The sequence below is a fragment of the Streptomyces canarius genome, from assembly GCF_014650735.1.
Lineage (GTDB): Bacteria > Actinomycetota > Actinomycetes > Streptomycetales > Streptomycetaceae > Streptomyces > Streptomyces olivaceoviridis.
The window spans coordinates 47,838-71,741 of the sequence record NZ_BMVN01000011.1; the positions used below are offsets into that span (position 1 = coordinate 47,838).

The 23,904-nt window shown below is 71.3% G+C and carries 20 protein-coding genes and 2 pseudogenes; 10 read left to right on the forward strand and 12 right to left on the reverse strand.

What is annotated here, in order from left to right; genetic code table 11:
• The first annotated feature begins 51 nt into the window (after positions 1–51).
• The 5 genes from IE294_RS17850 to IE294_RS47660 all read left to right on the forward strand — a co-directional run bounded on the left by IE294_RS17850 (position 52) and on the right by IE294_RS47660 (position 6,520).
• On the forward strand, positions 52–441 hold the full coding sequence (locus IE294_RS17850) for a hypothetical protein (RefSeq protein WP_189887195.1): 390 nt from the start codon (positions 52–54) through the stop codon (positions 439–441).
• Between the two features lie 52 nt (positions 442–493).
• Complete coding sequence (locus IE294_RS17855; RefSeq protein WP_189887196.1) at positions 494–2,308, forward strand: peroxidase family protein; 1,815 nt, start codon at positions 494–496, stop codon at positions 2,306–2,308.
• Entirely contained in the window at positions 2,305–5,277 is a 2,973-nt protein-coding gene (locus IE294_RS17860) for a patatin-like phospholipase domain-containing protein (protein WP_189887198.1), read from the forward strand. Before IE294_RS17855 ends, IE294_RS17860 begins: the two co-directional genes overlap by 4 nt.
• 227 nt (positions 5,278–5,504) lie before the next feature.
• The gene (locus IE294_RS47655; protein WP_229917198.1) at positions 5,505–5,936 is read left to right on the forward strand and encodes a hypothetical protein; all 432 of its coding nucleotides are present in this window, start codon (positions 5,505–5,507) and stop codon (positions 5,934–5,936) included.
• Entirely contained in the window at positions 5,891–6,520 is a 630-nt protein-coding gene (locus IE294_RS47660) for a PP2C family serine/threonine-protein phosphatase (RefSeq protein ID WP_229917199.1), read from the forward strand. Before IE294_RS47655 ends, IE294_RS47660 begins: the two co-directional genes overlap by 46 nt.
• A 587-nt stretch (positions 6,521–7,107) precedes the next feature.
• Here the strand turns inward: IE294_RS47660 and IE294_RS17870 are convergent.
• On the reverse strand, positions 7,108–8,184 hold the full coding sequence (locus tag IE294_RS17870; protein WP_189887200.1) for a glycerophosphodiester phosphodiesterase family protein: 1,077 nt from the start codon (positions 8,182–8,184) through the stop codon (positions 7,108–7,110).
• A gap of 39 nt (positions 8,185–8,223) precedes the next feature.
• On the reverse strand, positions 8,224–9,444 hold the full coding sequence (locus IE294_RS17875) for an alkaline phosphatase (protein WP_229917200.1): 1,221 nt from the start codon (positions 9,442–9,444) through the stop codon (positions 8,224–8,226).
• A 446-nt stretch (positions 9,445–9,890) separates the two neighbouring features.
• On the opposite strand from IE294_RS17875, the gene IE294_RS17880 reads away from it, so the two are divergent.
• On the forward strand, positions 9,891–10,076 hold the full coding sequence (locus tag IE294_RS17880) for an AraC family transcriptional regulator N-terminal domain-containing protein (protein WP_189887209.1): 186 nt from the start codon (positions 9,891–9,893) through the stop codon (positions 10,074–10,076).
• Positions 10,073–10,318, forward strand: coding sequence for a helix-turn-helix transcriptional regulator (locus IE294_RS49685; protein WP_189887211.1), 246 nt, complete (start codon positions 10,073–10,075; stop codon positions 10,316–10,318). Before IE294_RS17880 ends, IE294_RS49685 begins: the two co-directional genes overlap by 4 nt.
• Before the next feature lie 232 nt (positions 10,319–10,550).
• Here IE294_RS49685 and IE294_RS17890 read toward each other — a convergent pair whose 3' ends face one another.
• Both IE294_RS17890 and IE294_RS17895 read right to left on the reverse strand, forming a co-directional pair.
• Positions 10,551–12,575 (reverse strand): multicopper oxidase family protein, encoded by a 2,025-nt coding sequence (locus tag IE294_RS17890; RefSeq protein ID WP_229917201.1) that lies wholly within the window; start codon positions 12,573–12,575, stop codon positions 10,551–10,553.
• 988 nt (positions 12,576–13,563) lie between these two features.
• On the reverse strand, positions 13,564–14,070 hold the full coding sequence (locus IE294_RS17895; protein ID WP_189887212.1) for a helix-turn-helix domain-containing protein: 507 nt from the start codon (positions 14,068–14,070) through the stop codon (positions 13,564–13,566).
• A 155-nt stretch (positions 14,071–14,225) separates the two neighbouring features.
• On the opposite strand from IE294_RS17895, the gene IE294_RS17900 reads away from it, so the two are divergent.
• The gene (locus tag IE294_RS17900) at positions 14,226–14,735 is read left to right on the forward strand and encodes a hypothetical protein (RefSeq protein WP_189887215.1); all 510 of its coding nucleotides are present in this window, start codon (positions 14,226–14,228) and stop codon (positions 14,733–14,735) included.
• A 45-nt stretch (positions 14,736–14,780) separates the two neighbouring features.
• On the opposite strand, the gene IE294_RS17905 is transcribed toward IE294_RS17900, so the two are convergent.
• The 6 genes from IE294_RS17905 to IE294_RS17930 form a co-directional block, all read right to left on the reverse strand.
• Positions 14,781–15,629 (reverse strand): alpha/beta hydrolase, encoded by an 849-nt coding sequence (locus IE294_RS17905; protein ID WP_229917202.1) that lies wholly within the window; start codon positions 15,627–15,629, stop codon positions 14,781–14,783.
• A 344-nt stretch (positions 15,630–15,973) separates the two neighbouring features.
• Entirely contained in the window at positions 15,974–17,959 is a 1,986-nt protein-coding gene (locus IE294_RS17910; RefSeq protein ID WP_229917203.1) for a beta-L-arabinofuranosidase domain-containing protein, read from the reverse strand.
• A gap of 773 nt (positions 17,960–18,732) precedes the next feature.
• A complete protein-coding gene (locus IE294_RS17915) occupies positions 18,733–19,074 on the reverse strand; it encodes a hypothetical protein (protein ID WP_189887219.1) in 342 nt (113 codons plus the stop codon).
• On the reverse strand, positions 19,071–19,733 hold the full coding sequence (locus IE294_RS17920; protein ID WP_189887221.1) for an RNA polymerase sigma factor: 663 nt from the start codon (positions 19,731–19,733) through the stop codon (positions 19,071–19,073). Before IE294_RS17920 ends, IE294_RS17915 begins: the two co-directional genes overlap by 4 nt.
• A gap of 63 nt (positions 19,734–19,796) precedes the next feature.
• Positions 19,797–20,312 (reverse strand): hypothetical protein, encoded by a 516-nt coding sequence (locus IE294_RS17925; protein ID WP_189887222.1) that lies wholly within the window; start codon positions 20,310–20,312, stop codon positions 19,797–19,799.
• A 161-nt stretch (positions 20,313–20,473) separates the two neighbouring features.
• The gene (locus IE294_RS17930) at positions 20,474–21,169 is read right to left on the reverse strand and encodes a type 1 glutamine amidotransferase domain-containing protein (RefSeq protein WP_189887223.1); all 696 of its coding nucleotides are present in this window, start codon (positions 21,167–21,169) and stop codon (positions 20,474–20,476) included.
• Positions 21,170–21,309: 140 nt separating this feature from the next.
• Here IE294_RS17930 and IE294_RS17935 point away from each other — a divergent pair.
• Positions 21,310–21,924 (forward strand): annotated as a pseudogene (locus IE294_RS17935) (LysR family transcriptional regulator); the annotation flags it as partial.
• Between the two features lie 414 nt (positions 21,925–22,338).
• Positions 22,339–22,704 (forward strand): annotated as a pseudogene (locus IE294_RS17940) (LysR substrate-binding domain-containing protein); the annotation flags it as partial.
• 17 nt (positions 22,705–22,721) lie between these two features.
• Here IE294_RS17940 and IE294_RS17945 read toward each other — a convergent pair.
• The gene (locus tag IE294_RS17945; RefSeq protein ID WP_189887224.1) at positions 22,722–23,288 is read right to left on the reverse strand and encodes a GNAT family N-acetyltransferase; all 567 of its coding nucleotides are present in this window, start codon (positions 23,286–23,288) and stop codon (positions 22,722–22,724) included.
• Between the two features lie 2 nt (positions 23,289–23,290).
• Positions 23,291–23,890, reverse strand: a complete 600-nt coding sequence (locus IE294_RS17950; RefSeq protein ID WP_189887225.1) for an HD domain-containing protein — start codon at positions 23,888–23,890, stop codon at positions 23,291–23,293.
• Positions 23,891–23,904 lie beyond the last annotated feature (14 nt).

Genomic DNA, 23,904 nt, shown 5'->3' on the forward strand with positions numbered 1-23,904 from the left:
GGAACGAAGGCGTGAACGTCCCCTGGACGCAGGCCTGGAAGGGACGCTGAGATGGACGTGCGGACAGCCGCGCGCCGTTCTCTGGCCGTCATCCGACTGGTGAACGGCGCGGCGGCGCTGCTGACCCCGCGGGTGATGTCCCGCCGTCTGGGCGCGGACCCCGGACAGCCCGCCCTGGTCTACGTGCTCCGTATGTTCGGAGTGCGCACCGTGGTCATCGGCGCCCAACTGCTCTGCCCTGCGGACGCGGACGAACGCGGCCGGCAACTGCGCACCGGCACGCTCATCCACGCGAGCGACGCCCTCGCTGCCGCCTGTGCCGGCCGCGAGGGCCTGCTCCCGCGCCGCATGGCCGCCGCGGCCACGGCGATCTCGACGGTCAACGTCGCCCTGACACTCGTCGCCCGGGGGCGGCCGTGCCGGCTGCCGGACGTCCGCTGACGCCGCCGCCGCGCCGGGCCTCCCGGGATGGGACGCCGGAAGGAATCCCCTCATGAGCACAGCACCACAAGGCCGGGCCCCGTGGTTCGTACAGCTGCACGACCGGCTGGCGGTCGCCGTCGACCAGAGGGTCGGCTGGCCGCGCCTGCCCAAGCCCCTCGCCCTGCTGACCCTCGTCGGCCTGCGGGACAACCTGCGCCGCAAGAACCTCTTCGACACCGGCTCCTACCCGTCGCGCGACCTGCCGGAGGTCGGCCCCCCGAACGTGCAGAACCTCACGTGCCGCACGGCCGACGGAACCTACAACGACCTGGCCGACCCCCGCATGGGCATGGCCCGTTCGCGCTTCGGCCGCAACGTGCCGCCGGACCGGGCATGTCCCGAACCCGAGCCGGGCCTTCTCTCCCCGAGCCCGCGCGAGGTGAGCCGGGCCCTGCTGACCCGGCACGCGTTCGTCCCGGCGGAGTCCGTCAACGCCCTGGTCGCCGCCTGGCTCCAGTTCATGGTCAGGGACTGGGTCAGTCACGGGCAGGGCACCATGGACCGCCCCTGGTCCATCGACCTGTCCGACGACGACCCGTGGCCCGCACCACCGATGCTCATCCCGCGGACCGTCCCGGACCCCACCCGCCCCGACGGGCACGACGGTCTGCCGCCGACCTTCCTCAACGAGAACTCGCCCTGGTGGGACGCGTCCCAACTGTACGGGAACAGCCTGGACGAGCAGCGGTCGCTGCGCACCGGCCAAGGCGGCAGGCTCCGGGCCCCCGACGGTCCGCTGTTCCCGGACGACCCGGACAAGGACCCGGCGGCAGTACCCGGCTTCTGGGTGGGACTGGCCCTGATGCACCTGGTCTTCCTGCTCGAACACAACGCGATCTGCGACGCATTGCACGACGCCTACCCGACGTGGTCCGACGAGGAGCTCTTCCAGCGGGCGCGGCTGATCAACGCCGCGCTCCTCGCCAAGATCCACACCGTGGAATGGACGCCCGCGGTCCTCAGCCACCCGACGACCGTCACCGCGTTGCACACCAACTGGTACGGCCTGCTGGGCGAGCGCCTGCACCGGCTGCTCGGCCGTTTCGGCAGCGGCGAGCTGCTCAGCGGCATCGTGGGCGGGCGCACGGACCACTTCGGCGTCCCGTACTCGCTCACGGAGGAGTTCGTCGCCGTCTACCGTATGCACCCCCTCATTCCGGACGACTGGAGCTTCCGGTCGGCCGCCGACGACTCGCTCCTCCAGGAGGCCGGCTTCCGGGAACTGACGGGGTGGCACGCGTACGACATCCTCGGCAAGCACACCCTGACCGACCTGCTCTATTCCTTCGGCACCTCCCACCCGGGTCTGGTCACCCTGCACAACTACCCCCGGTTCCTCCAGGAGTTCCAACGGCCCGACGGCAAGCTCATGGACCTCGGGGCCGTCGACATCCTGCGGTCGCGCGAGGTGGGGGTGCCCCGCTACAACGAGTTCCGGCGCCAGTTCCACCTCCGCCCCGCCAAGGACTTCCACACCCTCACGGACAACCCCGTCTGGGCCGAGGAACTGCGCCGGGTCTACGACGGGGACATCGAGCGCGTCGACCTCTCGGTGGGCCTGTTCGCCGAACCCCGCCCCAAGGGCTTCGCGTTCAGCGACACGGCCTTCCGCGTCTTCGTCCTGATGGCCTCCCGCCGTCTCAACAGCGACCGGTTCCTCACCAGGGACTACACACCGCAGGTGTACACCCCGACCGGCCTGGACTGGATCGAGAACAACACCATGACCAGCGTGCTGCTACGGCACTTCCCGGGGCTGCGGGCGTCCCTGCGGTCGGTGGACAACGCCTTCGCCCCGTGGACCACGGCCGGGGGCCCGCAGTGAGACATGAGGCGGACGACGGAAAGCACGGCCTGTCACGCGTGCTCGGCGGCGTCCTGGCCGTCCTGGCCCTCGCCGTCTTCGGCGCGGGGCTCTGGATCCGCCGGCGCGCCCCCGCCGTCGACGACGTGGGGCTGCAACTGGCGGGCGGCGCGCGTGCGGCGCACACCCTCGTCGGCGACCGGACGGCCGACTTCCGTACGGCACTGACGGCCGACTTCGTCCTCATAGGGACGTACACCGTCAGCACGGTCCTCGCGTTCTGGCTGAGCCGCCGCACCATAGCCCTGCGCATGAGACACCGCTGCCTGACCGTGTACGGGATCGGCGCGGCCGTCGCGGCGTGTGTGTGCGCCGTGACCGAGAAGCTGCTGCTCCTCCATGGGCTGAGCGGCGCGGACTGGGCGTTCGCGTGGGCGGCGGGCTTCGCGACGGTCAAGTGGCTGCTGGTCGTTCTCACCGTGCCGGTCGCCGCGGTCCTGGTCGGGATCGTCCTCAAACGAGCCGCGTTCCACGGCTGCGCCCGGCGCAGGTACGAAAGGGAGCGTGCACGCCACGGGACATGCGTGTGCGGGAACGGGCACAGGGGCGGCACGACCGAACCCGGCCCCGAGGGGCCCGAGGTCGTCGCGCCCTGGCCCGTGATGGCGTGGGGCCGGACGCGCTGGCCTGGTACGGCACGCGGTGACCCTCCGCGCACCAGGGAGGCGCGCTGGGAGAACGGCAGCCGGGTGCCACCCGGCCGGGAACAGGGCGCGCTCGGCTTCTGCGTCTCGGGCGGCGGCATCCGCTCGGCCTGCGTCACCCTGGGCGCGCTCCAGGCCCTGCGCCCCCAGCTGAGCCGGGCCCGCTACCTGGTGTCGGTCTCCGGAGGCGGCTACACCGCGGGTGCCCTGCAACTGGCGCTGGCCGGGCCGGACCGGCGCCGTGGGGAGGACCGGAACCGGGTCCGTACCCGCGACGTGTTCATGCCCGGCACGCCGGAAGAGGACCACACCCGCCGGCACTCCAAGTACGTCGCGGAAGGCACCGGCCAGTGGCTGGCCGCCATCGGGGCCGTTCTGCGGGGCCTGCTGGCCTCCCTGGGGCTGCTCACCGCGACGGTGCTGGTCCTGGGGCTCGCCCTGAGCTGGGGCTACCACCTCGTTCCGCTGGCGGACCCGACCCGGCTCCCGGGCTTCCGGGGACCCGCGCTGTGGGCCGTCCTGGCCCTCCTGTGCTGTGCGGCGGTGTTGTGGTTCCTGTGGCTGGTGTCCTTGTTCCTCGCCAGGCAGCGCCTGTCGGGCGTGTTGAAGGGGGCCTTCCTCACCTTCGTGGTGGCGGGCCTGCTGCTGGCCGTCGTGGTGGTCGTCCTGCCCGCCCTGGAGTGGGTGACGGTGCGGCTGTGGACGCTCCATGCCCCGGCGACCGCGGTGAGCGGCGGCGTCGTGGGGCTGCTCACCTACCTGACCGTGCTGGCCGGCACCACATGGCGGCGCATCGAGTCCACCGAGCACGCCGTCGAGTCCGCCAAGCGCGCGCGACTTATGCGCGCCATGCCTGTCGTCGGCAAGTACCTGCTGGTGTGGGTGGTTCTCGTCGCGGTGGCAGCGGCCTACCTGCTCGTTCTGGGCGGGGCGATCCACGTCGGGCGGACCTGGCCCGTGGCGGTCCAGATCGGCCTTCCCGTCGTCCTCTGCGCGGTCGCGCTGAGCCTCGACCAGACGTGGACGAGTCTCCACCCCTTCTACCGCGCCCGGCTGGCCTCCGCTTTCGCCGTCCGCCGCGAGACCGAGACCGGCGGTGAACAGCTGGCCGTCCCCTACGACTTCGACGAGCCGACGCCACTTCCCTGCTACGGCAGGCGGCACCCCGGCTTCCCCCAGGTCGTCTTCGCGGCGGCGGCCAACCTGTCCGGCGACGACCGCACACCGCCGGGGCGGCACGCGGTGTCGTTCACCCTCTCATACGACTACGTCGGCGGTCCGGACGTCGGGTACGCCCGGACGGACGTCCTGTGGGACCGCACCGGACCGGTCATCCGCAAGGACCTGACCGTCGAGTCGGCCGTCGCCGTCTCCGGTGCGGCCTTCGCCTCGGCCATGGGACGCCAGGCGCGCGCGTTCCAGACGCTGTTCGCGCTCTCCAACGCCCGCCTGGGCACCTGGCTGCCTAACCCCGGTGTCCTCGAAGCCCGTTGGGACAAGCGCGCCGACTGGGCGCTGCCTCCGATGCCCGGCATCCGCCGCCTGCCGTACCTGCTGCGGGAGGTGTCCGGCCGCTACCCGTTGGACGACCGGATGCTGTTGGTCACGGACGGCGGGCACTACGAGAACCTCGGCCTGGTCGAGCTGCTCCGGCACGGCGTCGCCACCGCCGTGTGCGTGGACGCCAGCGGGGGCTCCGGGGCCTTCGCCCCCGCCCTGGCCGAGGCCATCGCCCTGGCCCGGGAGGAGCTCGGGGTCGAGATCAGGATCGCGCGCGAGGACTGGCGGAAGCTCGTCCCCGGCAGCGCGCCTCCCCTCACAGCGCAGCCGGCCCAGCCCTCCCAGCCCTCCCAGTCCACCCAACCGGCCCAGCCACCCCTGCCGAACCCACTGGCCGCCCTCGACCTCCGGCTCTCGGCCGACGCGGTGGTCGTGGGCGAGATCGTCTACCCGCGGCCACTGGTGGACGAACACGGTCGACGGCTGGGGACGCGGGGACGGCTGATCGTCGCCCGGGCCACGCTGACCCCCGACATGCCGTACGCACTCCTCGCATACGCCCAGGCCAACCGGGCGTTTCCGCACGACGGGACCAGCGACCAGTGGTTCGACAGCCGGCGCTTCGACGCCTACCAGGCACTCGGCCACTGGATCGGCGAGCGGGTCGCGCACCTGCTCCCGGAGGAGAGCTGCGCACCCCGGACCGGATGGCGGGGTGACGGAAGTCCGCGCACCGGGCAGCAGGAACCGGCACGTGGGGGCAGGGCGGGCGGAAGGGTGCTCTGAGAGAAGAGCGGTTCCACCTCCCGCAACGTCCTGGTGGCTGGCGGGAGGTGGGCGGTGGGGGCTGGCTGCAATGACGTCACCACAGTCGTGTTCCTAGCGTGGACGCGTCGGCTGATCCGGCCGGACTCGGGCTCGCCCCGATGAGCCGACGACTGGTTGAACCCCTCTGAGAACGGGACACGCTCGTGAAAGCCGTCTGCACCGTCTTTGTCGGAACTCGGCCCACGGTGGTGAATGCCACCGGTGAGTTGGACATCGCCACCGCCGCCCACACGGACGCCATCTTCACCGCCGCGACCCTGGCCGGCTGCCGCGCGGTCCTCGACGGCACCGCGCGGGCCGAGGCCCACTGGCTCGACGCGATTGCCCTGCCGGGCGCCAGGGTCGCGCTCGTTGCCGGTGCCGTCACCGAAGACGGGAGTCCCGCACCCGCCCTCGCCCCCGAACTCCGCGCCGCCGTACGCACGCTGGCCGACATGGACCTGTCACCGGAGGGGCTCCTGGCCCACCTGGCGCACGTCCTGACCCGACTGCGATTCGACGGCGAGCGGAGCCGACGCGGCGAGGACGCATCCGCTGTCACCGTCGGCCGTCTGTACGCGGTCTCGACCCGGTGTCCGCCCGCTGCACCCTCGCCGGCGCGGGCTACCCCGCGCTGACCGTCCTCCAGCCGGACGGCGTGGTCACCACTGTCGACATCCCCGCCCACCCTCCCCTCGGACAGGCGCCATCGCCCATGCAGGCCATCGAGTTCGACCTCCCGGATCGCAGTCTGCTCCTGCTGCACGCACACACGCCGTGGACACCCGACCCGGCAGCCGTCGCCGGACCGACCGCGCTGGCCGAGGCGGGCCTCGGATCGACATCCCGCCTGACGGATCTCAGCCGGTCCGCCCTCAACGCCCCGCTCTCCGACCGGCGTTACGCCCACGCGGGCGTGCTCGCGGCCCGCACCCACACGTTCGACGGCGACAATGTCGCCTCCTGGGACCTCGCGGACGACCTCGCCGCCGTCTCCCACGCCCGCAAGCACGTCTGGGCGAAGCTGACCGCGTGGGGCCTTGAGGACGCCGGCAGGCCCACACCTTCGACGAGAGCGGACGGGGACTGTTCATCGTCTCCCAGCTCGCCCGGCGGTGGGGCACACGCCATGACTCCCGCGGCAAGACCATCTGGGCGGAGGAACAACTGCACACATCAGAAGAAACCCCTGCCGGCAGCCGGAACACGTCTGCGGAACTGACGTTCTGACGGAACATCAGGTGGCGTGGACGGCATCAGTTCGTCTGCCGCGGTGCGCGCGGCGATTGCCGCCGGCCAGCCCCGGACCGTCTGCGGGGCGCGCCGTGTGCCCGGGCGGCCCGCAACCGTGCCAGTCGACCCTCCACCGCCGGATCCAGAGACCGGGCGGCGGCTTCCGCCGGCGGGAGGAGCATCGCGTCCCCGCCGCGGCCGGCCAGGGCGGAGCTGACCTCGGCCGGGTTTGGTCGAGCGGCAACCGGTTCGACCCGCGCTGGACGTGGGACTCGACCGACCGGCACGGCCAGCGGGCCCTGGCATGCGAACCCCGGCTGCACCGCCGGCTTCAGTGGGCGAACCTCATGGCCCGGCTTGCCGCCCACGACTGTTCCACCGTGCTCATCGGGGGCTCATCCGCACAGCGTCAGCGGCAGCCCACACCGCCGACGCCGAAGGCACGCGGAGGCGGGAGCGCCAAGGTCGGCTACGGCGCCGGCCTTCTTCCGCCGTCGGCCCGGGCCGGAACACGCACACCCGCCGGAGCCGGGGAAGGTGCTCCGGGGGGCGGGCGTGCGGAGTGGGCCGCGGGCGTCAGCCCCTGGGCTCGTATGCCTTCGGCAGGCGCATGCCGCGCTCGGCCATGATGTCCCGGACGCGGTTCGGGTAGTTGGTGATGATGCCGTCGATGCCCATGTCCATGAGGGCCTCGATGGTGGCGGGGTCGTCACAGGTCCACGGGACGACCTTCAGGCCGCGCTTGTGGGCCTCGGAGACCATCTTGTCGTCGACGTAGAACCTGAAGTCCGGGTTCGAGACGACGCCGTCCTGCGGGAAGCCGTAGACCGGGGAGAGCGCGGTCACGCCGGGGATGGCGGCTGCGGCCTTGACGAAGTCGCCGTCGTAGTCGTCGGCGTCGATGCCCCCGAGCCACGGCGAGGCGCCGGGCTTGCCGACCTGGAGGAAGTCGTAGTTGGTCAGCGCCACCAGGGGGTACTTCGGCGCGAGCTTGTGCATCTCCTTGAGGGCGCCCCAGTCGAAGGACTGGATGGTGACCTGGTCCTCGATGCCGGAGGCGTGGATCTCCTCGTACACGCGACGCACGAACAGCTCGCGCGGCGCGGTCTGTTCGGGGGCGCCGGCCTCGACCTTGGTCTCGATGTTGAGCTTGACCTGCCGGGCGTTGTAGCTCTTGACCAGGTTCAGGACGTCCTTGAGCTCCACCATGCGGTGGCCCTTGATCTGTTCCTGCTGGGGGAAGCCAGGGAGCTGCTGGTAGCCGCAGTCCATGGTCTTGATCTGCGCCAGCGTCAGGTCCTTGATGTACTTGCCGACGTACGGGTACATCGGGTCACCCGGGGTGACCGGCGCGGTGTCCTTGCACTTCTGGGCGCTGATCTGGCGGTCGTGGTTGACGACGACCTTCTGGTCCTTGGTGACGTGGGTGTCCAGCTCCAGGGTGGTCACACCGAGGCGCATGGCCTTGCCGAAGCCTTCCAGGGACTCTTCGGTGGTCATGCCGATGCCACCGCGGTGGGCCTGGAGGTCGAAGTGCGTCTTCTGGGGGAGCACCGTGGGCTGGGGGTCGGCGGGGGCCGCCTGGGCGGCGGTCGCCGGGAGGGCGAGCACGGGCACGACGGCCAGTGCGGCGAAAACATGCCGGAGGGACACTACAAGCCTCGTATTACTCAGGGTCAGCCGGTCAGCCGGTCAGTGGCGGGGGGCCAGGACCTGGGACAGGACGTCGTGGACATAGGTGTTGGCGTGCTTGCCGGTGAACCGGCTCGCAAGCGGGCCGGCGGCCGTGACGGGCACGTCGACACTGGTGTGACCGGACGTCGTCCAGTCGATCGTGAACGTCCGGTCACTGCCGTGGATCGTGAACGGGCCGTCCTCGACGGAGACACCACTGCCGGACTCGTCCGCGGTGTCGTTCTCCTCGACCGCCAGGCCGCCGGTCTCGTGGTCGCCGGTGACGACGAGGAGGGTGTCCGGGTGGGTCGCCTGGTAGGCGCGGGCGACGGCGACGGCCTTCTCCAGCTGCTGCATCGACTGTAGGACCCGCGTGCCGTTGTCGTTGTGCGCGAACTCGTCCACGCCTTCCTCCTCGACCATGAGGAAGAAGCCCTTCTTGTTCTTGTCCAGCGTCTTCAGTGCCTTGCTGGTCATCGTGGCGAGGTCGACGGCCGGGTCGTACACGTCGCCCTGGCCCTCGGGGCGCTGCTGGAACATCTCCTCGTTGCTGAAGAGACCGAGCAACTTGCCCTCGGGGGCCTTGTTCAGGTCCTTCGCGCTGGTGACGTACTTGTAGCCGGAGCGCTGGGCCTTGGCGATCAGGTTGCCCTTCGTGCCGCGGCTGCCCTCGCTGGTGTCCTCGGCGGGCTTGTCGGGGAAGGCGCCCGCGGTGCCGGCCGGCAGCCACCAGTCCTCGCCACCGCCCAGGATGACGTCCGGCTTGCTGACGTCGAGGTACTGGCGGGCGATCTCGTCCTGCTTGCCGCGGTCGGCAGTGTTGGCGAAGAAGGCCGCGGGCGAGGCGTCGGTGACCTGTGCGGTGGTCACCAGGCCGGTGGACTTGCCCGCCGCCTTGGCCTGCGCCCCGAGCGTGGGGAGCGGGTTGCCGTCGGTGTCGACGCTGATCGCGCCGTTGTACGTCTTCTCGCCCGTGGCCCATGCGGTGGCAGCAGCCGCGGAGTCCGTGACCACGGCCTTGGGGTCGTCCGGGGTGGTCGTCAGCTGACCGGACACCGGAAGACGGTCCATCGTCAGCTGGCCCTGGAGCCCCGCGAGATGCAGTCGTGCCGCCTCACGTGCGGCGGCACCCATGCCGTCGCCGTTGATGAAGATGACGTTCTTCGCGGTGGGGGCCTTCGCCTTCGCCGTGCTCTGCGGAGCACTGGCGGACGCGCCCGGCGTGGGGTTGAGCACCATGGTCGCCACCACGGCCGCGGACGCCGCTGCGACAGGCGCCCCCCATCGCATACCACGCACGTTTCTGTTCACAAAACTCTCCCATGGGCATCGCAAAGTTCTTCCTTTGCAATCTAATGGGGTGCTGATCGGCCACGGCCTAACCGCAAGTGACGTCTGTGCCAACAGTCCGCGTCCGCGCGAGTGCTGCGCTCGCTCCACCGGCGTGCCGGCTCGCTGCGTGACGCGTAGAGCCTTCTGGAAGGCGGGTGCCAGGAAGATGAACCTCCGTGCCATGCCTGTGGGGAGCTCAGAGAAGTCGTGACCGTCGCGAACCCAAGCGGCGCAGGTGGGCATGGGTGCACCGGTCGTCGTGGACGCTGTCGGAGCGGATGACTGCCGTGTCGAGGAGCGACTCCAGTTTCTCGCGCGGCATGCGGACTCGGGGAAATCTGGCTCAGGGAACCATGCGCACGGTGCTCAAGGGCGAACCGCACGAGTACGGCGCCGGCGAGTACCTGGTCGCCCCGCTCGACCTGCCGTCCACCAGCCAGGTCGTCCAGGCGGATCCTGAGGCGAGGGACTTCACGTCAGGGGCGTCACTCCGAAGCTGCTCGACCCTGTCGTACGACTGGTACGGGCCGCCGGCATGAGCCCTTCCTCCTTCCACCGGCGCTTCCGCGCGGCAACGTCCGCGACGCCGCTCCAGTTCCGGAAGACCCTGCGCCTGCAAACAGCCCGGACACTGCTGTGGACCCGTTCGGAGAGCGTCGCGGAGATCGCGCACCGCGTCGGCTACGAAAGCACGTCCCCATGCAATCGGGAGTACCGGAAGATGTCCGGAACCTCTCCGGGGCGCGACACACCGCGGCGTGGTTCCTATGAGCAGGTCTGAGCGGACAGGTGGCTCGCGGTGTTGCAAGCGACGGACCGGTATGGCCGGGCCGCGGGAGCCGTCCGACGGGGCCGGCGAGAGCGAGACGACGGGGGGGCTCGGCCCCCTGCGGTGGGCCTGTCGGAGGGTCTCCTCCCGTGGCCGGGGGACACACGCGCAGCGGGGGCCGGCAGGTCGTCGGAGACCCGCGGCGGCCCCGCCGCAGAGTGGAGGGCCGCCGTACGTCTGTTCGTCAGCCCATCGTCCCGTGGTCCATGGGCGGCATGCCGCCGTCGCGGCTGTCCGGCTTGCCCGGGGCGTTCATCATCTTCCGCATCATGTTCTGCAAGGTGAGCACCTGCGGTGGCATGACGACGAGGGGACGCATCATGCCCTCGTCCTCGTGATCGAGGATGTGGCAGTGGTACATGAACCGGCCGGTCTCAGTGCCGAACTGGCCGGCGATGGTCACCATCGAGTTGGCCATCAGGTTGACCGTGTCCTTCCAGCCCGACTCGCTGGTGGCGATCGGTACCGAATCCTTGACGGTGATCGGCCTGGTGGTGCCGCCCAGCGCGGTGTCGAACGCCGTGCCGTCGACCGTGTGGCGTGCGAGGACCTGGAAGTTCATCAGGTGGATGTGCATCGGATGCTGGATATGCTGTGTGACCGGACCCACGCTGATGAACGTCCACTTCTCCCAACTACCGACCGCGGCGTAGAAGTTGGCGGGATCCTCGAAGTGCCGGCCCAGGACGCGGAAGGTGCGGGTTTTGCCGGGCAGGGCGATCTGCACGACGCCCTTGCCGGTCTTCGTACCGGCGGGCGCCTCCTGAAGTTCCATGACCGTCGGCGTCCCCATCGGGTCGAGCGAGAGCAGGACGAAGCGCTCGACCGCGTTCTTCGGAATGTCGGACGCGCTCAGATGCCTGAACCGGGGGTCCAGCCTCTTCGGCGCGGCGTAGGCGCGGTGCCGGCCGAGGCCCACGCGGAACTGCATGACCTGCGGGTACGGCACACCGGCCGCGGGCGCGGGGGTGCCCGCGGGAGCCGGCGGAGCATCCGCGGTGCCGGGGGCGACGTTGACGAGCTTGAGCCGCCGGCCGCGGAAGGCCGCGAAGTCGATCACGATGTCGGCGCGCTCGCCGGACGTGAGGGTGAAGGTGTCGTCGATGACCACGGGCTTGTCGAGCAGGCCCAAGTCGGTGCCGATGACAAGGATCGCACCCTTGAGGCTCTTGCCGGTCTTCTCGTCCACCAGGGCCAGGGTGTACGGGCGGGCGTTGGAGGCGTTCACCACGCGGAAGCGGTAGGCCGTGGCCTCCACGTCGAGGTAGGGCCACACCCGGCCGTTGACCATGGTGTACGGGCCCTGGAAATGCAGCGCGGACGTCATCACGCCGGGGACGGTGGGCTCGGTCTGGACTCGCTTGGCGAGGAGCCGTCCGTCGATCCGCCCCTGGGCGTCGGTGTCGAAGTTGACGTCGGTGATGGCCAGCGGGATCTCGTACCGGCCGCAGGGCAGGTGGAGACGGTCCTCCTCCTCGTCCCGGACGATGTAGTTGCCGAACAGGCCGGCCATCACGTTGAGGGCGGTCACCGGCATGGCGTGGTCGTGGTAGAAGAGGTGCGCCGCGGCCATGTCGTTGGTGTACTCGGCGAGCTGTGCGCTGCCGCGGGTCACGCCCGAGTCCGGCACGCCGTCGGAGATCGCGTGCTGCCGGCCGCCGTGCAGGTGGACGGAGGTCCAGGCGGTCAGCGCGGCCACCTCGGGCCGTTCCTTCGCGCCGTCCGAACCGGGGGTGTTCAGTGCCGGGTAGCCCGGCGGCGGGCCCTGGGGCTCCACGAAGACGCCCTTGACGGGGATGGTGCCGGTGAGCTCGTTACGCCAGGCCAGCCGGACCTTCTGACCGCGCCGGGCCTCGATGGTCGGGCCGGGGAAGTAGCCCTCGTACGTCCACATGCGGGTCGCGGGGAGCTGCGAGTGCAGACGCACGTTCTTCTCGACGAGGCGCACCTCGGTGGTGCCCCGGTTCGAGGGCTTCAGAGTGGGCGGGATCGGCAGCTTGTCCCTGAACGGCGTCAGCTCGGTGACCCGTGGCGTCGAGGCGCCCTTGAGATCGTGCCCCTCGCCGCCGGTGAGCCGCGCGGAGATGTCCTCCGAAGCCTCGGCTTCGGTTGCTCCGCCGGCCAGCAGGTTCGCCCCTCCGTAGACCGCCGTGCCGGCCACGGCACCTCCGGCGATTCCCAAGAAGTTCCGCCTCTTGTGTACTGCCACGTGCTCTCTGCTCCCTGGTATGGCGTTTCTGCCGCGGCTTGTCCGCCCGCGGCGTGAAGTCCCGGCTGATGTCCGGCTTCACTGGTATTCGGGCTCGTCGCCATGTACAGCACCAGGAATGCCATTCCTGATGTGCGCTTACCGCCGAGTGAGCCGCTTCGGCATGAGCGTGAGCGCGGCCCGGAACTCAGCGCCTGAAGGTTACGCCGGAATGCGCGCACTTCCCGTCCCGTGGCCTTCAGATTCATACGGTTGGCGCTGCACTTCCCGTACTTCTTCCGATGTGTGCCCTGTTGCGATGTTGTCGGCCGCCTGTCGCCGTACGGCAGGGGCGTGCGGGGCAACTAGCCGATAGCGGCCAGTGAGTTCTTCTGATCATTCCTGCTGGACTCTGCCGCCGTCATGGCCGAGCAGCGGGCGACTTGGGTCGCTTCTTGGACATCGCTCCCAATTGAGGCCCGGAGCACAAGGAGACGGGCTGCGGCGCCTCAGTGGCCGGCGGCCGAGCCGCGTGCGACGCGCATTCCGCCTCCAAAGCGCCGCAGTGGCGTTCGCGATACCAGCAAGCCCCTTCACGGGCGGCTGGGTCGACGAGGACAACCGCATCTGCAATCTGCCGATGTGCCAGCCCTTTGCCGACAGGGCGGACTTCTGACAACTACGTCGCGGTCGACATCCGCGGCTACATTCCCGGCTCGGCCATGCCTTACGGGGCTGGCGACCGGCGTCCCCGACAGCACCCACTGGACCAGTCACCGGGCTATGGCGGCAAGTGCGTCCACGACGCCGAAGGCGGCACGGTCGACCGGAAACCCGGTCCAGCTGTGGACCTACGGCATGGTCCGCCACGCGTTGCGGAACCCTCAGTCCGGCCGCTGCCTCGACGCCGGCGGACCGAGCTCGGCCGACGGCGCTCGTCTCCGGATCCGGTACTGCGCCTACACAGCCAACCAGCAGTCCCGTCGTAGCCGGTGGCGATTTCAGCGCGTCAGTGAGCGAGCGAGCTGGGTGTCTCGCCGAAGTGCCGCTTGAAGGTCCGGCTGAAATGACTCATATCGGCGAAGTGCCATCGAGCCGCTACGGCGGAGACAGTGTGCTTCCCGAGCAACTGCGACACAGACTGCCGAGTGTCGCGGACGCCTGCCGGACCCAGCCCGCCGCGTGTCTCGCCGATGAGATGGAGCTGCCGCGGCAACAGTCGCGCCTCGGGGGTGTTCGGGGACACGAGCGTGAGTGCCGGCAACTGACCGAGCCCCGCGTCGGCCAGCGCTTCGGACGGCACCAGCAGTACCTGGGCCCGTGTACCGGTCCGGTAGGAGAACTCGCGCGGTACCTGCGCGTCCCGTACGCACAGCGTGCCCGGTGTGATCTCCACGATGTGCTGCCCGCGCTCGCCGCGTGCTCCTTCGACGTGAAGGTCACGGCGGTGCGTGACGGCGGCTCGTTCACCGCATACCTGCCGACCGTCGAGGGCGCGGATGACGACCTGCCGCACACGGTCCTGCACCTGGCGGGCGACCACTACCGGTCGCGCATCCGAAGACCCCTGCCTCGCGGGACAAGGGCACGAGACAGGGCGGCGCGTGGGCCGCCTACACCTGGTCGAGTTGGGGCCTCCTCAGCGACGCGTACCTGTCCTTCGCCTCGCTCGTGGTCGAACAACGCCGGGCATGGGAAGCCGAGTGCGGCCGGGCCGGCCGCCCGGTCCGCCCCGCGGGGGTGGACGAGCTGGTCGCGGAGGGGCGGGCCCTGGCGCTGCGCGGCGAGGCCGACGCCGCGCTGGCCGTGTTCGACCCGGCCGCCGACAACGGATCGGGCACCGGACAGTACCTGCGGGCCGTTCTCGACGCGTTCCTGCACCTCGGGATCGCGCACTTCACGTTGGGGAGCGACGTGCCGTCCCGCGCCCACGTCGCGGCAGCCGTGGGCCAGGAGCGGATGCGCGCCGAAGTGGTCCCGCTCTACCTGCGTGCGGCGGCGGACGCCTCCGGCGCCAGGCCGGACCAGTACACGTGGAAGGTGGCGGAGTACCTGCCGGAGACTGGCGTCGGCTCCCCCGAGGGCCCGGACACCGAGCGGTACTGGCGCGCACGCCGCGAGGCCTTCGTCCCACCCGTCCTCTCCCAGCCCCCCGCCTCACCCCGCGCCGGGCACGCCTGATCGTCCTCACCCCCAGGGCCCAGGCGCACTGGTGGGAGTGACGGGTCAGCCGACGGAGCGGGCCGCTGTGCTGATGACCTTGGCCACCGCGTCAGGGTGCGAGATCAGGGTCAGGTGTGACCCGCCCCGGAAGACGGTCGTCTTCGCGTGGGCGCGACGAGCCATGCGCTCTTCCGACTTCGGGGTGATGATCCGGTCGCCTGAACTGATGAAGTACCAGGACGGGATCGTCTTCCAGGCCGCGTGCTTCGACGGCGTGTTGAACGCGGCCGTCGAGGCGGCCCGCTGCGTTGCCCACAGGTTCTCGGCCTGGTTGGTGGGCAGGTCACTGGCGAAGTCCCTGACGAAGATGTTCTTCTTGAGATAAAGGTTCTTCGCCCCGGACGGCGCCTGAGGGTATGCGGCGGTGTCGAACAGCGTGCTGGGTGGCGCGTTCAGTGCCGAGTTGGAGCCGCTCAGGGACCCGTTGGTCTCGCCGACGGCGGGCGCGGCGGCGTCCACGTAGACCAGGGCCTTGACGTTCTTGGTCTCCGCGGCGGCGTTGGTGATGACACTTCCCCCGTAGGAGTGCCCGACGAGCACCACCGGACCGCGCACCGTCTTGAGGAAGTCGGCGATCGTCTGTGAGTCGGTGGTGAGGTTCTGGAGGGGATTGGCGATGGCACGTACCTGGTAGCCCTCACCGCGGAGGATCTTGACCTCGCCGTTCCAGCTGGAGGCGTCGGCCCAGGCGCCGTGGACCAGCACGATGGTGGGTTTGGAAGCGGCCGACGAGGCTGCTGCCGTCGGCAGACCCATGGCGTAGGCGTGTGTCGGGAGGAGCGCGGAGACGGCGAACGAGACGCCGGCCGCGACAGCCGCGTAACGAAGCGAGTGCGTTCGGTGCATACCCATACCCACAGTTCTTGAGCCGGGACGTGACCGCGACAGCGACAACGGTACGAGTGATGACCTGCTGAGCGGTGTCATCCGAAGTCCTCGGGCACCGGCGGCCACAGGGCCTGGCGCACGGCCCTCACACCCAATGTGCCATGGGCCGCACCGCCTCGCATCCGGAGTACGTCGGCCACGGCCGAGCGGGCGACGACCCCGCGACCGACATCGGGGGCGGTGCCGCTCTGCCGGCGTCGTACCGGGAGCAGTTGGGCGGCAGAACGTCCGACGACCCGGACGACCGCGCCGGATGCGTGGGCCGAGTCGTCGGGACCTTCGGCCGAGGGCGCGTCCGGCGCACAGGGTCAGGAGGGGAACTGCGCTCGGGCTGCGGCTTCGATCAGTACCCGGCGCTGGGTCTGCGTCAGGTCTCCCGCGGCGGTGCGTTCGTCGGCGACGTCGGTCACCGCCCGCACCAGTCCGCCCCGGTTGCGGAACGGGCCCCGATCCCATACCTCGTCGAGGAATGTCAGTCCCGCGCTGTTGGTGCGGTTCTCGACACCGGTGTCCGTGGCGCCGAAGACGATCGCGGGTTCGGCGCGCTTGAAGTACATGTGGTAGCTCGCGGTGGTGTTGATGTGGAAGGGGGCCAGGGTCAGGCCGTCAGCGGTGAACGTCATCGGCTCCCCCGTGGGGCGGATCACCCGGCTCAGGTCACGACTGAGGGGGTAGTCCCGGTACAGAGTGAGGTTCTGGTACTCCGTGGCCGGGCTCCGGATCACGAGCGGCAGGGGGCCGTAGGCGACGGCCTGGGTCGCCGGGTCGTCCGGAGCGCGTTCGATGCGCAGGGTGAACGGCGCGGCGATCTCCACCCGGTCCCCGGTCCGCCAGCGCCGGTTCAGCGAGACGTAGGTGCCGGGCGCGGCGGCGACGGGCTGCGGGACTCCGTTGAGCCGTACGGTGAAGCCGCGCTCGGCCCAGTAGGGGACACGGAGTCTCAGGTCGAGCTGTGCGTTCCCGGTGATGGTCAAGGTGCTGGTGCCGGCCGGGTCGGTCGGGTAGTCGGTGGACTGGGTGACGGTCAGCCCGCGCTCCGGCCAGTCGAGGGTCGACGCGAGGTAGAGGTTCACATAGAGGGTGGACCCGTCCGTGGAGCTGAAGTAGACGGAGTCCTGGAACTTCGCGTGGGTTTCGAGCCCCGTGCCGCCGCAGCAGGTGCCGAGGTTTCCGTAGGACCGCCGGGCGCCCGGATTCACCGGTACGAAGTAGGTCAGCAACGGGTCGGTGTCGCTCGATGTGTTCCGTCGTGAGCTGAGGATCTGGCCGTACAGGCTCCGCTCGTAGTACTGCATGTACTTCGGGTCGGCCGTGTGGAAGAACAGGCTTCGGCTCAGTTTGAGCATGTTGTACACGCAGCAGGTCTCGGCGTTGTCCCGCTGGATGGTCGCGGCGATGACGTCCCGGGCACCGAACATCTCCCCTGAACCCGCCATGCCGCCGTCGACATATGTGCGGTGCGGTACCACCATGTCCCAGAAATTGCCGGCGGCGGTGAAGTACTGCTGTTCCCCGGTCTGTTCGTAGATCTCCAAGTACCCCTGGTACTGGGGGATGTGCTGGTTGGCGTGTTCCCCGTCGAGGGTGTCCCGGTCGGCCACGGCGGCCTCGAACAGGTAGGTGTTGTCGAAGCACTTGGCGGTCGTCAGGTACTTCTCGTCGCCGGTGTGGGCGTACAGGTCGGCCATCACCACGGGCATCGCGTTGTACTCGCCCGCGATGTAGATCTTCCACATCCGGTCGAGCTGGGTCCTGGGCAGGTGGCCGAGCCTGCTGTACGCCCAGTCGCCCATGCCCTGGACGATCCGGAACGCCCGCTCGCTGCCCGTGTGCTGGTAGGCGTCGAGCAGGCCGCGCATGATCATGTGGCAGGTGTACCAGGGCGCCCAGATCCGGGGGTAGGTGGCGTACTGCTCCAGCAGCGCGAACTGCGTTTCGGGATACGCGGCCAGGTAGCCGGCGCGGCTCGGCGCCGCGGGGTCGTCCGTGCCGACCAGCGCGGCCAGTGCGTCCTGACACTCGCCGAGCGCGCCGACCATGTGGTCGGCCTTGTCCTTGTAGACCTGCTCGCCGGTTCCGGCGTACGCGAGGCAGAGGGCGCTGAGGTAGTGCCCGGCGTAGTGGCCCCTGAGATTGCCGTCCGCGGTCTCCCAGCCGCCGGGTGGCTGGGCGCCGTGGGTGTCCAGTCCCGCGTTGGTGCGGAAGACGGCGAGCATGCGATCGGCCGGGTAGGCGCGCAGGAAGTTCAGGACCCGGTCGCGGTTCTCGGTGAAGAGGCTCGGTGCGAGCGTCACACGTGTGTGGTCGAAGGGCTTGACGATCCAGGACGAGGGCGTGGGCGTGGGCGTGGGCGTGGGCGTGGGGAGACGGTGGCCCTCCACGGCGCCGGCTGCGGAAGTTCCGGCCGCTCGTTCGGCGTCGTGGGTGTCGCCGCGCCGGCCGCCGTCGGGAACAGAGCCTGGAACGCCGGTATCGCGGTGGTGAGTGCGGTCAACCGCAGGACATCGCGGCGGGGGAGTTCCGACATGACAGTCTCCTCTGCGACAACGGACGCCACGCTGCTCCGACCGTGGCGTTCCGGAGATACGTGCGGTGCGGGTGCATGAGTGGAACCAGCGGAGCCGGCGCGCGCAAGCCTTGCCTTGCAGCGGTAGAGACAGTTGTTCGGTATATCGAATACCGTTCGAATTCCTGGAAGAGGGTATGAAGGTCGTTTCCCGGGTGTCAACCTCGGTGCCCGAGGAATGTGGTCGTGCGCGGGACGGGTCGTCGCACGACCGGGTGGACGGCGACCCGGCGGCATCCTGCCGCCGGGCAAGCCGGGGCGCGGCGCCTCATCTCCTCAACGTCCAACTCGCGTGGGTGGACGCGCTGTTCGAGGAGGCGTCGATATCGGGGTACGAGGGACTCCTGTTCGACGCCTTTGTGCGCTCGACGCAGTCAGGGGTGGGAATGGTGAAGGCGCCGGCTGCCGACCGGGGCGGCGGCTTCGTCACCCACAGGTCATGCCGCCCGGCCCAGCGCCCAGCGCCCCGCGTTCCCTCGTGGAGGAGCCGCGCGGGTGGGTTCACGGTTGTCGCGCGCTCGGGGACGGCTGGGGCGTGGACGGGCTCACCGGGCTCGGGACGGGGGACGGGGTGCCGATCGGTGGATGCGGGGACCGGGCCGGCTCGACCGGACGGGCCGGTTCCCGGCGCACCGAGAGGAACACCAGCGCGGCCACGGCGGCCAGGACCAGCACGCCCGCCACCGCCCGGCGCACCAGGACCCGCCGGGACCGCACCGGCCCGGTCGGCGGGCGCAGGGGCCGCAGGTCGGCCGGGCCGACGGAGTGCGCCCGCGCGGCCAGTGCGGCCCGCAGCCGCTCCTCCACCGGCGTCGCCGTGCTCCCCGTACCGGACTCGTTCATCGCAGCCCCTCCAGACGTCGGCCCAGGGCGTCCAGCGCCCTGCTGGCCGTGGACTTGACGGCACCGCGCGACAGACCGAGCGTCGTCGCGATCTCGGCCTCGGTCAGATGCGACCAGTAGCGCAGCACCAGCACCTCCCGCTGCCGCCGGGTCAGCGTGCCCAGCGCCGCCAGCACCTCCCGGTGGTCCTCGTGCAGCAACACGTCCTCCTCGGGGGCGGGCGCGTGCCCCTCGGGGACGGGGGTGTGCGCCCGTGCGGTCCTGCGCCGGCGCAGCACCGAGCGGGCCGCGTTGACGACGCTGGTCCGCAGATACGCCTCCGGGTCGTCCAGCCGCGCGAGCCGGTGCCCGTGCCGCCGGAACAGCGCGGTGAACGCGTCCTGTACGACGTCCTCGGCCGTGGGCAGGTCGTCCACCAGCAGCACCGCAAGGCGCACCAGGGACAGCCGGCGGTGGTGGTACAACTCCTCGATGCCCGGTGGCCGCCCGGCTTCCACGGTGGTCCGGGTGCCGGTACGTGGCTCGGTGCCGGGCGCGGCCTGTGTCGTACCCGCGCGAGTGCGGGCGAGGAGGCGGGCCCGCAGCGCTGCTGTCAGGCGTCGCCAGGACGCGGGCCGCTCCCAGGGCACGGCCGTCGCCGGTGGTGTCGCTGTCGTCATGGATCTCCCGGAGCCGGGTGCGGGGGAGCCGCCGCGCGACGGCTCCCCCGCACCGGCCCTGCCTCAGTGCTGCTGCGGAACCGGTGCCGGCGTGGCGTGACGGTGGTGCGGTACGGGCGCCGGACGCGCGTGTTCCGGAGCGGGTGCCGGGTGCTGGGGCGCGGGAGCAGCGGTGGACGGCACCGGGCTCGGGGCGGCCGGTCCGGGGGTGGCGGGCACCGGGGAAGGCGTGGCCGGTGCCGGTGCGGGGCTCGTCGTGCGTACGGGGGAGGGGACGGGGGACGGGGTTCCCGTGCGCACCGGCGACGGGACCGGGGACGGCGTTCCCGTACGGACCGGCGACGGGACCGGGGACGGGGGCGCCTGGTCACGCGCCGGGGCCGGGGCCGGGGCGGCGGCACTTTGGGAGTGGGCCGTGGGGTGGGCGGGGCGGCTGTCGGTCGCGGCCGGGCCGTCGTCCTGGGCCGCCTGGGCGGTCAGGGTGCCGGCGACGGCCAGGGCCGCGCCTACGGCGGAGACCCCCAGCGCGGCGCGCAGCCGGTGGGTGCGGTTCGGGCGCGGGGCACGGTGTACGGACATGTGTTCCTTCGGTCGCTCAGGGTCGGACAACTGGACGGGGTGGAGGCCTCCACCCCGACAGACGTCCGACCCCGGGCGAGGTTGCGGGTGACGTCCGGCGAATTTTCCGCCACCCGTTTCCCGCCACTCGCGAGCGACCGTCCACCCCGGCCCGAGGGGTCTCAGCCCAGGTGCTTCAGCAGTTCCTCGGCGACCGGGGCCGAGGAGGCCGGGTTCTGGCCGGTGATCAGGTTGCGGTCCACCACGACGTGCGGCGCCCACGGCTCACCCGCCCGCACTTCGACGCCCGCCTCGGTCAGCCGGTCCTGGAGCAGCCACTTGGCCTGTCCGGCGAGACCGCCCTGGGTCTCCTCCTCGTTGGTGAAGGCCGCCGCGCGGTAGCCGGCGAAGGCGTTGCCGCCGTCGGAGCGGACCGCGGCGAGCAGGGCGGCCGGACCGTGGCAGACCACGGCCAGCGGCCTGCCCGAGTCCAGGGCCGCCACCAGCAGCCGGCCCGACTCGGCGTCCACGGCCAGGTCCTCCATGGGGCCGTGCCCGCCCGGGTAGAACACGGCGGCGAACTCGGCGAGGTCCACCTCCGCGAGCTTCACCGGCGTCCGCAGCTCGGTCATCTCCTCCAGCGCGCGGGCGATCTCGTCGGCCTTCTCCTGGCCGCCGTTGACCTGGGCGGCCAGGCTCGCCCGGTCGACCGGCGGCACCACGCCGCCCGGCGTGGCGACGACGACCTCGTGACCGGCGGCCTTGACGGCCCGGTAGGGGACCACGGCCTCCTCGGCCCAGAAGCCGGTCGGGTGCGCGGTGCCGTCGGCGAGCGTCCAGTGATCGGCGCCGGTCATCACGAACAGGATCTTCGACATGGGGTTCTCTCTCCAGAAGGCTTGCGTCCACAGGCGGCTCGGGGCCGCGGATGCGGCGGTTCGGGCCTGCGAGAACGAACGTAGGCGAGTCGGCCCATAGGCATCCAATGAAGCACCGAATGGCTGACATTGGGTTTCCTATGGCGGCCGGGGAATACGCGGCAGCCATACTCGGACCCGTGGAGACCGCTTCCCCCGCTTCCCTCGACCTGAACCTGCTGCGCACCTTCCTCGCGGTGTACCGCTCCGGTTCCTTCACCGGCGCCGCCCGGCTGCTCGGACTGTCACAGCCCACGGTGACGACGCAGATGCGCGCACTGGAACGGCAGACCGGCCGGGAGCTGTTCGAACGGCTGCCGCGCGGTGTGACGCCGACCCCGGTGGCCGACGAGCTGGCGGCCCGGATCGCCGCGCCCCTGGACGAGCTGGCCGTCGTCGCCGGTCCCACCCCGCAGGCCGGGGCCCGAGCCGAGCCCGTCCATCTGGCCGGCCCGGCGGAACTCCTGTGCACCCGGGCCCTGCCGGCCCTCGCGCCGCTGATCGCGGAGGGCGTACGGCTGCGGGTGGCGACCGGGCTGACCGATCCGCTGCTGGACGAACTGCGGGCCGGCCGCCACGATCTGGTGATCGCCACCACCCGCCCACGCGGCCGTACGGTGCACGCCGTCCCGCTCACCGACGAGGAGTTCGTACTGGTCGCGGCCCCGATCTGGGCCGAGCGGCTGCTGGGGCGCGGACCTGCTCGGGAGAACGGGGGAGAGGGGGCCGCCGGGCGGAAGACCGAGGGGCGTGGGGTTGCCGTGCGGGATACGGACACCGACGGGGTCGTCGCATCGGAGACCGAGGACGAGGTCCCCGGACAGGGCCCGGCCGGGCTGGGCGCTGAGGGTGTGGGGTCTGCCCGGCCGGGCGCCGAGGGTCTGGGGTCCGCAGGGCAGGGCAGCGAGCGTCAAGGATCCGCCCTGCGGGGCAGCGAAAATCAAGGGGCCGCCGGGCAGGGCGCCGAGGACCAAGGGCTCGCCGGGCAGGGCGCCGAGCGTCAAGGATCCGCCGGGCGGGACGCCGAGGGTCTGGGGCCCGCCATGCAGGCCACCGAGCGTCAAGGGCCCACCATGCGGGGCGCCGAGGCCCAGGGGCCCACCGGGCGGAACGCCGGCGGGCGGTCGTTCGCCGCGCCGGGCTCCTTCGACCCCGCCGTGCTGCACGAGGTTCCGCTCATCACCTACGCCGAGGATCTGCCGATCGCCCGCCGGTACTGGCGGCACGTCTTCGGCCGGCGTCTGTCGCGTACCGCCGCCGTGACCGTCCCCGATCTGCGCGGGGTGCTCGCGGCCGTGGTCGCCGGCGCCGGGTTCAGCGTGCTGCCCCGCTATCTGTGCCAGGACCTCCTGGCCTCCGGCGCGCTCGTCGCGCTGCTGGAACCGGAGGACCCGCCGATCAACACCGGCTTCCTCGTCCAGCGCCCCGGCGCCTCCGACAACCCCGACGTGGCCCGCGTTCGTGCCCTCCTGCTGCGGGCGGCGCGCAGCTGGTAGGCGGGTGGACGGGGTCGTCAGGACGGGGTGGCTCCCGGGCCGGCCGTCCACTCCGGGGCCAGGACCGACCAGATCTCCTCGTCGTGCCGCTCGCCCCGGTGGAGGTAGCTCTCCCGCAGCACGGCCTCCTTGCGCATGCCGAGCCGGCGGGCGACCGCGATGCTGGGCGCGTTGCCGGCCGACACCCACCACTCGACGCGGTGGATGCCCCGCTCCCGGATCGCCCAGTCGATGAGCAGGCGTGCCGTCCGGGTCACCAGACCGCGGCCCACCGCGGCCGGTTCCAGCCAGCAGCCCGCCTCCGCCGTCCCCTGCGGCACGTCCATCCGGCGCAGGATGACCGCCCCCACCAGGGTGCCGTCGAGGCGGATCGCCCGGATGAGCCCCGCGTCGGCCGCCTCCTTCTCGGCGTACGCCTCCAGGAACGCCCGGCCGGCGGCGAGATCCGTGACCACGTCCGGCAGTCCGTTGAACCGGCCGATGAACTCCCGGCCCCGGTCCACGTGGGCGAGGAACTCCGCGGCCTGCCAGGGATGGAGAGGACACAGTTGGGCGCCGTCGGCACCTAGAGGGGGCGCGAACATGGTCACCTTCGGCCGAGAGGGTGGGACATCTGGTACGCCAGCCTACGGTCCGCGTCCTCCCCGACGGCGGTGAGGGCTTCGTCCAGCTCCATGAACCACCGCCAGGCGGGCCGTCCGTCGGCCTCGGCCAGCCGCGCCACCACCAGGTCCTCCAGCTCCGGGACGCGCTTGTTCTTCCAGACCTTGTCGGCCAGGCTCACCAGCAGGTCCTCCGCGCCGGTCCCGGGAGCCGTCCAGGACGCGTGGGTGCCGGCGAACCGGGCGAGGCCGGCCGGCACACCGTGCTCCAGCAGCAACTCCCGTCCCGCCGCCTCGTGTCGCGCGCCCGGACCGGACAGCTCGGCCGGGTGCAGGACCTTGCCGATGTCGTGCGTGGCGGCACCGAACAGCACCGCCTCCGCGTTCAGCTCCAGCCGCGGACAGCGCGGTCGTACCCACGCCAGGAGCTGTGCCGCGACATCGTGCACCGCTCGCAGGTGGGCCACCAGCCGTGGTGGTGCGTCGACTTGCTCCAGCAGCAGGGCGGCCCGCTCGGGCAGGGGGCGCAGGGGCGGGTCGTCGAGGTCGTCCGTCGCGATCGACGGTGGATCGCCGGCTGTCACCGTGCCAGGGTAAT

Coding starts and splice junctions, on each gene's coding strand:
- IE294_RS17850 (WP_189887195.1), top strand. CDS start 52: ATGGACGTGCGGACAGCCGCGCGCCGTTCTCTGGCCGTCATCCGACTG.
- IE294_RS17855 (WP_189887196.1), top strand. CDS start 494: ATGAGCACAGCACCACAAGGCCGGGCCCCGTGGTTCGTACAGCTGCAC.
- IE294_RS17875 (WP_229917200.1), bottom strand. CDS start 9,444: ATGGTGCTCAACCCCACGCCGGGCGCGTCCGCCAGTGCTCCGCAGAGC.
- IE294_RS17880 (WP_189887209.1), top strand. CDS start 9,891: ATGCGCACGGTGCTCAAGGGCGAACCGCACGAGTACGGCGCCGGCGAG.
- IE294_RS49685 (WP_189887211.1), top strand. CDS start 10,073: ATGAGCCCTTCCTCCTTCCACCGGCGCTTCCGCGCGGCAACGTCCGCG.
- IE294_RS17905 (WP_229917202.1), bottom strand. CDS start 15,629: ATGGGTATGCACCGAACGCACTCGCTTCGTTACGCGGCTGTCGCGGCC.
- IE294_RS17915 (WP_189887219.1), bottom strand. CDS start 19,074: ATGAACGAGTCCGGTACGGGGAGCACGGCGACGCCGGTGGAGGAGCGG.
- IE294_RS17920 (WP_189887221.1), bottom strand. CDS start 19,733: ATGACGACAGCGACACCACCGGCGACGGCCGTGCCCTGGGAGCGGCCC.
- IE294_RS17925 (WP_189887222.1), bottom strand. CDS start 20,312: ATGTCCGTACACCGTGCCCCGCGCCCGAACCGCACCCACCGGCTGCGC.
- IE294_RS17930 (WP_189887223.1), bottom strand. CDS start 21,169: ATGTCGAAGATCCTGTTCGTGATGACCGGCGCCGATCACTGGACGCTC.
- IE294_RS17945 (WP_189887224.1), bottom strand. CDS start 23,288: ATGTTCGCGCCCCCTCTAGGTGCCGACGGCGCCCAACTGTGTCCTCTC.